Origin of the sequence: Shewanella sp. MM_2022_3 (assembly GCF_022557375.1) — a bacterium.
Taxonomy (GTDB): Bacteria; Pseudomonadota; Gammaproteobacteria; order Enterobacterales; family Shewanellaceae; genus Shewanella; species Shewanella xiamenensis.
This window is the reverse complement of record NZ_JAKZGV010000042.1, coordinates 25,968-37,922: the sequence shown is the minus strand read 5'-3', so window position 1 is coordinate 37,922 and position 11,955 is coordinate 25,968. Positions and strand designations below refer to the sequence as shown.

Annotated in this window: 10 protein-coding genes; 4 read left to right on the top strand and 6 right to left on the bottom strand. The window is 43.4% G+C overall.

The window, feature by feature from the left end; translation table 11 throughout:
* A partial coding sequence (locus MMG82_RS16965) for a hypothetical protein (RefSeq protein WP_241407163.1) occupies positions 1-1,249 on the top strand: 1,249 nt, incomplete at its 5' end.
* 49 nt (positions 1,250-1,298) lie between these two features.
* Here the strand turns inward: MMG82_RS16965 and MMG82_RS16960 are convergent.
* The 4 genes from MMG82_RS16960 to MMG82_RS16945 are packed head-to-tail and all read right to left on the bottom strand — an operon-like array spanning position 1,299 to position 5,729.
* Entirely contained in the window at positions 1,299-2,309 is a 1,011-nt protein-coding gene (locus MMG82_RS16960; RefSeq protein ID WP_241407162.1) for a TniQ family protein, read from the bottom strand.
* A gap of 3 nt (positions 2,310-2,312) precedes the next feature.
* Positions 2,313-3,209 (bottom strand): TniB family NTP-binding protein, encoded by an 897-nt coding sequence (locus MMG82_RS16955; protein WP_241407161.1) that lies wholly within the window; start codon positions 3,207-3,209, stop codon positions 2,313-2,315.
* Entirely contained in the window at positions 3,206-5,083 is a 1,878-nt protein-coding gene (locus MMG82_RS16950) for a Mu transposase C-terminal domain-containing protein (protein ID WP_241407160.1), read from the bottom strand. Before MMG82_RS16950 ends, MMG82_RS16955 begins: the two co-directional genes overlap by 4 nt.
* Positions 5,076-5,729 carry a TnsA endonuclease N-terminal domain-containing protein gene (locus MMG82_RS16945; RefSeq protein ID WP_241407159.1) on the bottom strand — a complete coding sequence of 218 codons (654 nt, stop codon included), beginning with the start codon at positions 5,727-5,729 and terminating at the stop codon, positions 5,076-5,078. The genes MMG82_RS16950 and MMG82_RS16945 overlap by 8 nt, the downstream gene beginning before the upstream one ends.
* Before the next feature lie 247 nt (positions 5,730-5,976).
* Between MMG82_RS16945 and MMG82_RS16940 the strand changes: the two genes are divergently transcribed.
* Both MMG82_RS16940 and MMG82_RS16935 read left to right on the top strand, forming a co-directional pair.
* On the top strand, positions 5,977-7,425 hold the full coding sequence (locus tag MMG82_RS16940; RefSeq protein ID WP_241407158.1) for a metallophosphoesterase: 1,449 nt from the start codon (positions 5,977-5,979) through the stop codon (positions 7,423-7,425).
* A gap of 2 nt (positions 7,426-7,427) precedes the next feature.
* Complete coding sequence (locus tag MMG82_RS16935; RefSeq protein ID WP_241407157.1) at positions 7,428-9,770, top strand: ATP-binding protein; 2,343 nt, start codon at positions 7,428-7,430, stop codon at positions 9,768-9,770.
* A gap of 277 nt (positions 9,771-10,047) precedes the next feature.
* Here the strand turns inward: MMG82_RS16935 and rimI are convergent, their stop codons facing one another.
* Both rimI and MMG82_RS16925 read right to left on the bottom strand, forming a co-directional pair.
* Positions 10,048-10,461 (bottom strand): ribosomal protein S18-alanine N-acetyltransferase, encoded by a 414-nt coding sequence (rimI, locus tag MMG82_RS16930; RefSeq protein WP_241407164.1) that lies wholly within the window; start codon positions 10,459-10,461, stop codon positions 10,048-10,050.
* A gap of 191 nt (positions 10,462-10,652) precedes the next feature.
* A complete protein-coding gene (locus tag MMG82_RS16925) occupies positions 10,653-11,003 on the bottom strand; it encodes a DNA polymerase III subunit psi (protein WP_055648081.1) in 351 nt (116 codons plus the stop codon).
* A 215-nt stretch (positions 11,004-11,218) separates the two neighbouring features.
* Here MMG82_RS16925 and dpsA point away from each other — a divergent pair, with 215 nt between their 5' ends.
* Positions 11,219-11,686 carry a Dps family protein gene (gene dpsA / locus MMG82_RS16920; RefSeq protein WP_241407156.1) on the top strand — a complete coding sequence of 156 codons (468 nt, stop codon included), beginning with the start codon at positions 11,219-11,221 and terminating at the stop codon, positions 11,684-11,686.
* The last annotated feature ends 269 nt before the right edge of the window (positions 11,687-11,955 follow it).

The following is an 11,955-nucleotide window of genomic DNA, read 5'->3' as shown; positions in this document are numbered from 1 at the left end:
TGGTGCGCTACATCCTCTTATTTATATTAATAGAAATCTATTCAATAATACAGTAATCTTTGACCCTGAAATACTGAGAAAGAAGAGCTCAGACGAGATGCTTCCTCAGATGATAGGCAGGGTCAACATAAGATGTGAAAGCCCCGATTTAGAATTCAACTCAGACAGAACAAATTTTGTTGAAAACTCGCTGACAAAATGCATTATAAAAGATCTGCTTGAATTAAATAAAGATATTCAGGCCCGGGGCGCGATATTAAAAAAATCGTTAAAAAAGAATAATAAAGTTCCTACGGGAAAAGCATCACCAACTTCTCAAAATGATTCTAATAGAAGTCGAACAGCCTCCATTATAATAGACAAAAACAAGCCAGTTTTGTTTTATGTCCCATCAGATCAAATACTTCTTGAAGAATACATACTCCAAGCAAGGGATAGCTTTGGCAATGAAATATGCATGAACGACATCGAGATAACTATTGATGGTGATATATCGAGAAAAAGATTAATCCCTTCAATTGAATCACCGTGCGAAAAAACGGTGTTTTTCCGTTACAATGATGTACAAACTGAATTGGTGTCCAAAGAAGTAAAAATATCTTTTGAGGAAAATATATCGAATATATCCGGCGGACATAGAGAAAAGTCTTTATTCACAATTAAATCAAGTTCTGACTACACTGTGGGTATTGAAACAGTCGCTGACATAATAAACGCCATTGATATAGCTTACTCATCAAAATCGAAGGAAGAGCTTTTACCATTGATAGCATGTTCAACAAGAGCAATATTTGAAATTTCAGCGGAAAAAGTCTTGAAAACGCATAAGTCTTGGTTTACTAACTTTAATAGAGAGAAACTTAGCACCTCGACAAAAAGAGAAATCAGAGACTCATTACTTCTAGATGTAATACATATCGTTCTTCTGATTAAGAAAAATCAAGCATTGATGACAGCAATCTCTGAGGCATCTGGAATTCGTTATAAGAATCTTACTAACTTGATGAGTGTTCAATCATTTAAAGTTGCAGTTAAAGAGTCGCACATCGGTGCCCATAATTCTACTAGATATTTATCTAAACCAAAGATCGAATCTTGTGCAGACAGCTGCGGCTTATTTGCTGTTATGTCTGACATACTTATCAATCTTACAAAAGAGACCCTGAGCAATACAAAAATTCATAAGATTGATGAGTCTGAGCTGGATAAAAATTTAGGTGCTGGTGAGCCTGATAACTTGGATTGCTAAAGCAGGAACTTTATTATAGAAATTTCAATTCGCCGTTTTGAAATACTTTTTACCCTCGTTTAATAGAGGGTAAAAAGAGCAACTTATCTAGAGCTGTAATATCTTCTGAAGCCACATCCCGATATACCAGATGCGCATATAACACTTGTTTTTGTATAGCAATGCGAAGTTTACGTTCAGCATGAACATCACTAATCCAAGCAGCAAGGCTTAGTACGAAGTGGCGTTCTCGTATATCCCGTTGTTCAAAAGCCTTTCGACTCTTCACCAGTTCCCGCACCGGTTGTTTCACAACACTACAGATATAACGCTGCAGATCAGGTGCAAGATTTTCACTCACTATTAAACGGCACATTTGGTGCCATAGAATTAGTCTTGCTGTATTTAACGGACCACAGTCTCTGAACTGGCGGTCGACAACATTCAACAATGCTTCCCATTGAGTAAATGGCCTCTTGTGCCATTTATCTACCAACTCTTGTGGAGCTTCACTCAACAACGAATTGCAGTTCCAGCAATGATCCATAGAACTTGCCTCCAGCAAGTTGGCTTTGCCAAGCTCGACTCTATGGAATGCAACTGGTTGCTGGCATTGATGACAACGATCGTGCAGCATGATCTGATGTTTTGGGCAAAAAGTATAAAACGCCAGCCGCCAATTTAACCGGAAATAAGGAATCACATCTTCTTCTAAACAATGTGGACAGTACTGAATACCGTAATTGCGGTAAATTCGGTGGTACATATTCAAGGGTAACCACCAACGCAAAGGGCCACTCAGACTTTTGCTCTGGAATAAGCGGCCCTCAAATAACAACGCAGTCATCTTTTTTACTTGATTAAGCGGAACCCCTGTTCGCTGACTAACAGTTTGTATTAGCCATTCAGGTGCCTGACGGTCAATATCACGATTCCATAACTGCCTTTGATGACCAAAGTTACATACAGCAAAGGTTTGTGCCTTCATACCATTAGCGTGAGCACAACGAATAAACCAGGAAGATAATGCCTCGCCAGGTAAAGGTCGGGGATGGGCTGGCCATAAAGTCCCTGATAACATGGCTTAAACGCTTAGAAACTGACGTCTACGCTCCGAAGGCGGCGTCCAGTCGATTTGATGTAGACTGTCTAGTGTGATGCACTCACAGCCATTTAAAATAGCCAGTTCAGCAGCTGCGTTTAACACGCCAGTTAACTCACCTATATTGCCCTCGCTCATAGCATATAATTTAGTGAAAATTGCTTCACTATGTAATTTTGATGGTAGCTTAAGAGGTAGCATGGCCTCAAAACTAGCCAGCAGACGCTTAAAGTCATCATTCATTTCCCACCGCGGCAAGTATATGGGTTTAAAGCGATTAGCTAACTGCGGTTCAGTCTGTAGTGCTCTAAGTGCATCTTTGGTGCCGACACCAACAATCGAGATTTGCAGCTCATTACTCAGGTACTTAAGCACATTCAAAAAAGCGCGCTGTCGGTGCAAACTGCCAGCAAGGATTTGGTGTATTTCGTCTATAACCAACACCTTTAACTGTGCATACCGTAGCAGTTTCAGTACCTGGAACTGCTTCTTATCAACGCGCTCACTAGGTTTGTAAGGCGCAAACAATTGATCCAGAATAGCATTATAAAAGCGGCCTTCATCCGGTACCGGTGGAGCCTGCACATACATAACAGGTGCAGTCACAGATTCACCTTCTGGGTTGTCGACCGCCGGATTTAGCCGACAGAAACGTTTTGCCAAAGTGCTTTTACCGTTGTTAGAGTCACCAATCAGGATGATATTTGGCATCCGATTTACCCTTGGGTGTTGCAGTAAATCATCCAGTTGCTTCAATACAACTTTGGCATGAGGGTAGCCAATCCAGCGGTCTGACTTAATTCGAAAAATCCGATCAGCATCAGTCAAATTAAGTGCTTCTCTGGTACTAGGCGTGAGATGGCTGGCATTGTCAGTCATAGCTCGTCCAGCTCATCAAACGGCAAAAACTCCGTGTTGTTATCATCTTGCTCAACAAGTAGCACAGGCCGTTCAGCTTTGGCAGACCGGCTTTGCTCAATCACGGTATGCGACATCTGGTGTGTTTTGCGCCGCTGGTTCATGCGCCTGACTGCCTTACTGGTTTTCACTGCTGTGGTTTCAATTTCACGCATACGCTCATACGCATCAAAAATAGCCTGTTCATCTATTTCTCTCACACCAGCATCTTCAGCGCGTTTACGTGCTTCACGCAGCTCCCAAATGCTAATGGGTGGGTGCGACAAATTACGATATGGGATGGCGTAATAGGTTGCCAACTCAGGATCATAAAACCAAATTTGGCTTAGATCGCGTGGGTCGCGCCGAAACATAAATTTACGCTTACGCTTTGAATCATTCGGATCAGGAGCGTTAATCCACACCCGCAACACGTCTGAATAATAGTGAATTTTGTCAATTTGTACGCCGTAATCCAGCACGGCCCTTAGCTCAAACGGCATTAAATCCAGTCGCAATTTAAACTCATCAGCAATTTTGGCCGGCAAGCCAGAGCCTGGTACTTTATCTGAGCCCAAAATACCACGCTGCCAGGCCTGTGCTGGCGATATACCAAGGCTGCTATGTATTTTATGGTGGTAAACATCAACAATATAAATCGTTAGCCACTGCTCGAACTCTGATAAAGTTAACGCAGCTTTTCCCTCAGAGTCATACTCTCCTTTCTCTCGCGGATTAGAAAAAGTAGTACCAGGTAGCGTATGAATTTCTTGTGCGAAAGATCCTAGCGCTCGTTCTACATGAGCACCGAAATTTGGCCGGCCTACCGGACGCCACTCCAGATCGATACCATACTCATCGCAACCGCGTTGCATCATGCTGCCTCGAAACTCTTTGGCATTATCAAGATGTACTTTAGCCGGCAAGCCCCACACTAACCATTGGTTTTTTGTTGGGTACCGAGTAAGCCATTTATCTTTCATTAAAATTGCATGGGTTAAACACAGTCCGATCGATAAGGCACTGGGCGGATCGAATGAGACATAGAACCCCGTTACCACCCTTGTACAGACATCAAATGCCAAAGTGATCCATGGCCTGCCAACTGGTTGTCGATAATGATCGTCCACCAAAATAATATCAAGTTTGGTGTGGTCAATTTGCACTACGGCCAGTGGGTAATCCGCACCAGGGAAGCTCCCCTCATGTGGCTTATAGCTTAAGTCTGCGGTTTTGCGTCCAAGGCGACGGGCGGCAACCAATTCACTCTGTAATTGCTTAATGCGATTTCGAACACTGTTGTCATGTGGTACCGGCAGGTTCTGCCTTAAACAATGCTTTCTGACTTCATCACATACTTTCTGTTGGCTCTTTTTCTGTTTGGTCAGGTATTCGCTTTCAATCGCCTCACGGATAATCTTCTCTACCTCGGGCGTTAACTTAGCCGCACCTTTATCACTACGAATTTTGGGCAGCAGCGATGAGCGAAGTCCACTTTGCTCATACGCTCTTAGCCAACCATACACCGTATTGGCATGCACCGAATGAGCTGTAGCCTGTGTAGCGACATCACCTCGCGTGCGGTCGGACTTATCCAGCAACGGTTTAATAATGTCATAACGCTTTTGCGCAACCACCCAAGCGGCTTCACCAATCGCTTGCAGATCGGTATGATTTGGCTCGTTACTTTGCTCAGCAGGTTGCAGTTCATCAACCTTGGTGACCATGACTGCTTGATTAGCATCATCCAGCAGCTCTACGTTTTCTAATGAATTCACCCGACGAATGCGGTGCACCTTGCCTTGGTAAGATACCAATTTGCCAGGCTTTAACTCTACCAACGCCACTTTAGTCATTGGCCACACTCCAAACTGTGCTGACCATCGTCAGTTTCTGTGTCAAATCGGCTCCCACCTGCAGCGTACCTATTAGGTACCATAATAGCGGAATATATTCAGCCTGAACCATAGGATTAGTATCGATGCTGTTTAGCAACTCTTGCACTGAATAGCTTTCTACTTTGGTCAGAGTGTTTAGCAACAGGGAAGCAAGTTCTGAATCAGCGGGAGCTCGACGGGTAAAAGGCAGCAGAAACTTGGCGTTATCCAGCAGCTGCGTCCGGATATGCTTTTCAGTTATTAGCTTAAACCGCCAGCCACGATCTTTAGCAAGCCGATATGCAGCCTGAAACTTCGGTTTGAACTGCGACCATTTTTCACGAAGTTCATCGCGATATTTCACTTCACACAGTAATGGCTTGTGTCCAGATTTGCGGTAATACACCAGTACATCCGGTGTGTAAGAACGCTCTTTATCCTTTTCATCAAACCACGGCACTTTAACTGGCTGTACTTCAAAGCGTTCTACGTCAGCAGAAAACTGCAGCAACGTCAGCCAATCCCGCTCCAAGGTAGACTCATACATAGCCTTACCCTCAGATTTCGAGTTTGCAGCAACGCCAGTCACGTTGCGATAGTTTTTAGGGATGTTGCGGATTGGCATTAAAAGTCCTAAATAAAATATTCAACGTACCGTATATTTAATGGGTCAAAAAGAGTGACAAGACAACTCAATGATTATATAAAAAAGGCACAAACAAAGCTCAGAATGTATAAGCAAAAAATACATCCGACCAACCAGTGGGTAGCGTGATCCTTCATTTGGAATATTTCGTTGCAACGCACTTGTTATGTAGCCATACAATAAGTATGAGCCTTTATTGTCTTCTATACGTGAATAGGTTAGTGCTATGGCAACAACAATAATGCATATTTCAGATTTGCATCGAGACTCTGAAAGCCGAGTGACGACAAAAACACTACTCTCATCACTTCAAAGAGACTTTGGTCGGTATACCCAAAACGAGGGAATTCCTAAACCTGATTTAGCTGTTGTTAGTGGCGATATTGTCTATGGTGTTAAAAGCACTGATCCCAATGGTGTTCAAAAACTCGAGGCTCAATATAACGAAGCGTTTGAAACGCTTGTTAGCCTTGCAGATCGTTTTTTCGAGGGGGACCGCGAGCGAGTTATCATCGTACCAGGCAACCATGACGTCAGTATGCTTCACGTGGACCGATCCCTCCGGAAAATGGAAATTCCTCCGGATGTAGGGAAGAGAAAACTACTTGCTAGACAACTTAATGAACCTGCTTCCATCTACAGATTTAACCTTGAAGATTTTGCACTGTTAGAAATAGAGAACACGGAGCTTTATGACCAGCGATTAGAACCTTATTCTAAATTCTACGAACGTTTTTATAATGGGAAGCGCAAGTTCTCGATGAATCCAGAACGTCAGTTCGCAGTTCATGATTTCCCTTCCTTAGGTATATGTATTGTTGGGCTATCTAGTTGCCATGAGAACGATTTATACAACCGTACCGGACAGATCCATGTAGAAGCTATAACACAAGCGATGGACTCAATCGTGCCGTTTGCTAAGAGCGGACGACTAATCATCAGTGCTTGGCATCACAGTATTCAGGGAGGGCCTAAAGATACTGATTACATCGACTCAGGATTTCTTCGTCACCTTATGGACAGCAACTGCTCTATTGGTTTGCATGGTCATCAGCATCGACCACAATTACTGGAACATCGATTCTCAGCAGATAGCCAACGCAAGATCTCAATAATCAGTGCAGGAACTCTGTGTGGTGGTCCACATTCATTGCCAACTGGGAGAATGAGAGCCTATAACCTCATAGTACTTGATTTAGAATTGAGTATTGGCACTATCCATGTGAGAACAATGAACAATGATGATTTCAGCTCTCCCATTTGGGATAAAGGTCATGTTACTGAATTCGGAGGCAGCTCAATGAAATTTGAACTTATCAAACCAGATATTCCCAAAGCAACACCGTTTGAGCTGGCTGAACAGGCTGACCGATTAATACGTGAGGGTAAGCCGCAAGAAGCATATGATGCTGTTAGTGATCACATGTCTGACTTGTGGGTGAAAAAGGTTGCATTGGATGCTCTAGTTGAACTTAGGGACTGGAAAACACTTATTTCTATATTGCCCAATCCCAACTCAGTATCAGACTTCTTACTTTTGTGCGAAGCTTATGAAGAAACTAACAATTGGGATGGGCTTCGCTCACTTGTGATGTCAGATTTCGCTAAAGGTACTAAAGAGCTTGCAATTCAGCAAAAAGTAGAAATGTGTAAAGCAAAGTTGAGGGGAAAATAACAGTGTCTACAACTAATATAGCCTTCCAAGTAGAAACAGACCGCATGCTAGAAATTCTATCCAAGCAAATCTACGACTCCCCTTATGCCATGGTTAGAGAAAATGTACAAAATAGTTATGATGCGATTTTGATGCGAGCGAAAGCTGAAGGCAAAGATATCAGCACATACAAAATCGAAGTCAAAGTCGAGCCTGGGACAATTACAATAATTGACAATGGGATCGGTATGTCCGAATCGGTGTTAAAGGAGAACTTTTGGAAGGCTGGTTCTTCAGGTAAAAATACGGCAGCAGCGCGAGCTGCTGGGGTGATAGGTACATTTGGAATTGGTGCAATGGCAAACTTTGGCGTCTGCACCAGTCTTTCTGTTACTACTCGAGAACTCAATAACAAAGTCGGCTTCCGGACAATGGCTGAGAAAGTCAATCTCAGGATTGGGCAAGACTGTATCAGTTTCGAAATATTAGATGAGTCAACTCCAATAGGAACTACCGTTTTCGCCAAACTTGAAGCCAGTGCAAATCTTGATCTCACTGGACTTAAAAACTATTTGAGTCAATTTGTTCAATTTTTACCAGTTCCTGTATTCATCAACAATGAGCTTGTAAGTTGTAAAGCTTTAACAAACGCTACAGGTATCGATGGATGGCCTGTCATAGAGTCAATGAAAGTTAACATTGATGGATTAGAGTTCGAAATGAACGTCTATGTCCAAGGAAATAGTAGCGTTGGTGTGATTTGTAATAATTTCCATCGTGACAATGTACCAATGAGGGCTTCAATCCATCTTCGCAATGGCACAGGCTCTATTATGGGACTTCGCTCAAGCTTTGGTCTTGCACCACTACCTGTTGCCACTGTGTATCAATTAGGCGGATTTGCAGATTTACCATTTCTAATTCCAACAGCAGGTCGCGAGGCTTTAACTAGGGAATCAATCGTTGAAGCGTCAAAAATTTTTCCACATATCGAGTCTCATTTAACAACTATTCTGGCAAACCATCCGATAGCCGATTCTCTTACTGCATTTCAGCAATACTTAGTAAATCATCAGAGAACGGGTCTGGGAGGACGAGTAAAAATACAAGTGCAGGATAATGAAGAACAAGTCGAAATGGGTAAGTTGAAGGAGCATTTCTCTGCACAGCAAGCTCAATTTTATGACGGCACAGATCCTAACTTGATAAGGATGTTTTCTAGTTCAGAAAACCCTCTACTTAGAGTTAGCCAAAACCAGCCTCGTCGGGAGCTTCAAAAGCGTTACCTGCAAAATATCCTATCCATTCCTAGCATACCTAATCACGCAACTATTATACGCAAATATGAACCGACCGAAATTAGTCGATCAGAAGCAAGCTTGACATTCATGCTGGTCAGAGTGCTTAGAAATGATTATTTACTCGATGATATCGAGATTATTTGGGCAGATATAACTCATGGAGTCTTCATCCTTACTCAGATGGTGAGCGACAAAGTAACAATCACTCTGTCCAGGCAATGGCCAGCAATTAAAGCCATTCTGAAACATTTAGATACCTCATTCGACCTACTCGAGAGCTTCACTAAAGATCTTGTAAGGGTACATATTTATCAACATATTCAATCCTTCGTCCCAAGCTCACAGCGCGCAGGCCTCGACGCGCTCCAACGTGCGTTGGAGCGGAAACGTGAACTTTTTCGCTTAGAGCGTGATGATAACGGTGATATTGAACCTCTAATTACTGGTTATCTAAATGGAGAATTAGAAATCGACCAAGTGCTGACAGCATCTACCGCAAAAGTTTCGGTACAGAGCCAACAGGTAAGCAAGAGACAAGTTGGCACAGTTGAAAAAGTACTGCCTGATGTCGTAAATGATTTAGTGCAGGAATCACCGACGCCACATGTCAGTGCACCAGTAGCCGGGGCACCAATTCTTCGATTTGATACAAGCATTGAAGAACGTTTGTTAACCACAGACCAAGATATCCCATATCTCAACAATTACCGGATGTTCCTTGCACTTTCAGACCGGATATTTCAACAGGAATTAGATTTCTTTAAGTGGCCTCACTCGACGCAAGTCGCTTGGGCGGGCCGCAGAATTGTTTATTTGTTTTCTGGGGCCAATACAGGCGTAAGTCTATATTATGACATTGAGCTAAGAGGTATTCGCAATGCTGGTGATGCCAGTGGGACAGCTTTAGCAACAACAACTATAGTTGCTAGTAACCGGATCCTAGTTCCTGTTCCTGCAGCGCTAATAAACTGTTTTAAAGTGTCAGAAGAACCCGTCGAATTTTATGTCCGCTTTGACATTCTTTTGAGCCAAGACATCGTGGATAAGACAGTTCTTGATACATAGTTACAATTCTTGCTGTCATATATGGCAGCTTACGCAATCCGAAGTGCTCAGATAGGAACAACAAAACAAATGATCAATACGTATTTATCAAACAGATACAAATTATCAATGTACTTTTAGCTAACCGAATTCCTCAGTAGCTATTAGCAGTGTAGAATAGCGCTAGGATGACTGAATCCAGTACAAATTAGCATTGTGATTCACAGTAACCTTCGCTTTATTAACTCCATAAAAAAACAGCGCTAATGCGCTGTTTTTTTTATCTTCTTCTAAAACCTTATGCCGTTTCACTTAAGGCTAAATCCATCAAAATCGCATCTTCTTTGCCCTCTTCCAAAGGGTAATAGCCTTTGCGCCGACCGGTTTCGACAAAGCCCCGCTTCTGATAGAGTGCGCGCGCGGCAAGGTTTGATTCGCGAACCTCCAGCATCAGCACCACGGCCTTAGCAGCCTTAGCGCAGTCGACAACCGCCGTGAGTAGCAGATGCCCATATCCTCGCCCTTGTTGTTCTGGCGGCAAACAAATATCCAGCAGCGTTGCCTCATCGACAATCTGCTGCACAATCGCGAAGCCGAGCAACTTGCCATTGCTTTGCATTAATCCAATAACGCGGTACAAGTGGCCAAAACAATCGGCAAGGTTATTCTCACTCATAGGATGGGAATGAGCACTCGCTTCAATGCGCGCCATTTGACTCACATCCGTTGGCGTCAGAAGTACGATTTGCAATGATTCGTTAAGGGTATTAAGGACTTGATGACTCACATCCGTTGGCGTCAGAAGTACGATTTGCAATGATTCGTTAAGGGTATTAAGGACTTGATGACTCACGGGAAAATCCAAATTAAAAGGTAACTCACGATAATGTGTACTGGACACGACTAGGCCGTTAATTGCTGCTCACGCCACTGGCAAATCTGCCCCCACAAGGCACGCTTTGCCTCACTGTGTGACAGCAAGTCCGCAAGGGGATCCGACACTAACCAAGCCACTCTCGGTCTAACCCTGTGGCGGCGTAAATCCCAAACTATGGTTTTGCCCTTATGTGGCTCAGTGTTGAACTCGCAGTCATCCTTACTGATCCCAATTAAGCCAAGGACCGTATCAATCAGTGGCTCAGCGGCAGACGACATATCATCAACATCCAAAACCACTTGATAAGTTCGCACTTTAGTATCGCGAAGCTGCCAAGGAGTTATCTCCATCGCGGCTAAATAGGCAGATTTATTCATAGGGTTATTGGGGTTTCATTAGGCACTGACACCGCATAAGGATACCAGCTAAATGGGCCGAATGTTATTGCCAAGATACGGTTCATGACTCAAGCCAAACGTTTGCTTACGCTTTAATCTATAAAATCGATTTTATGAATCTATTTTAACCGCTTTATATGTTTAGCTTATTTGATAAGCTATCTCCATTGAGTAGGACAATAGGAGGAATTTCCATGATTAACATCGGCATCAACCAAGCTCATAGAGAAGAAATCGCCGCTGGGTTAAATCAGTTATTGGCCGACAGCTATAGCCTTTACCTTAAAACCCACAGCTTCCACTGGAACGTCACAGGCCCCATGTTCACTAGCTTGCACTTATTGTTTGAACAGCAATATACCGAGCTTGCCTTAGCGGTCGATTTAATCGCCGAGCGAGTTCGTGCATTGGGCGCAAGGGCATTAGGCTCCTATTCGGCCTATGCCAAGTTGACCGAAATCCGTGAAGACCAAGGTGTCACTAAAGCTGAAACCATGATCCGTGAACTGTTAAGCGACCAAGAAGTAGTGATTAGAAATGCCCGTGCGCTCTATCCCTTGGTTAGCCAAGCCAACGACGAGGCCACTGCGGATTTACTCACTCAGCGTATCCAAATCCATGAAAAAAATGCTTGGATGCTACGTAGCTTATTAAGCGAATAACCCTTTCATCATCCCCAAGCCAAATGGCCGAGCAGTCACGCGCTCGGCCATTTTATTAGGGCGTGTTAACGTTTCGAGATTAGATTTTGTTCGTTCTGGCAAGCACGGGCTCGCGAAACGAGGAATGATGTGTAGTTATTCTACTCAAATGACGAGTGACAAAGAGCAAGGGCTTGCCAGACGAACCCTTCGGGCAGCATTTGGCTGGCTTTTCTGCCGCGTTATCGTCCGTTTATGTAGAATAACTACACAGCACGGACTTTGCCTTG

Excerpts from the sequence above, each read along its gene's own strand:
- rimI (WP_241407164.1), bottom strand. The coding sequence starts at position 10,461 with ATGGCGCGCATTGAAGCGAGTGCTCATTCCCATCCTATGAGTGAGAAT.
- MMG82_RS16960 (WP_241407162.1), bottom strand. The coding sequence starts at position 2,309 with ATGTTATCAGGGACTTTATGGCCAGCCCATCCCCGACCTTTACCTGGC.
- MMG82_RS16945 (WP_241407159.1), bottom strand. The coding sequence starts at position 5,729 with ATGCCAATCCGCAACATCCCTAAAAACTATCGCAACGTGACTGGCGTT.
- dpsA (WP_241407156.1), top strand. The coding sequence starts at position 11,219 with ATGATTAACATCGGCATCAACCAAGCTCATAGAGAAGAAATCGCCGCT.
- MMG82_RS16955 (WP_241407161.1), bottom strand. The coding sequence starts at position 3,209 with ATGACTGACAATGCCAGCCATCTCACGCCTAGTACCAGAGAAGCACTT.
- MMG82_RS16940 (WP_241407158.1), top strand. The coding sequence starts at position 5,977 with ATGGCAACAACAATAATGCATATTTCAGATTTGCATCGAGACTCTGAA.
- MMG82_RS16950 (WP_241407160.1), bottom strand. The coding sequence starts at position 5,083 with ATGACTAAAGTGGCGTTGGTAGAGTTAAAGCCTGGCAAATTGGTATCT.
- MMG82_RS16925 (WP_055648081.1), bottom strand. The coding sequence starts at position 11,003 with ATGAATAAATCTGCCTATTTAGCCGCGATGGAGATAACTCCTTGGCAG.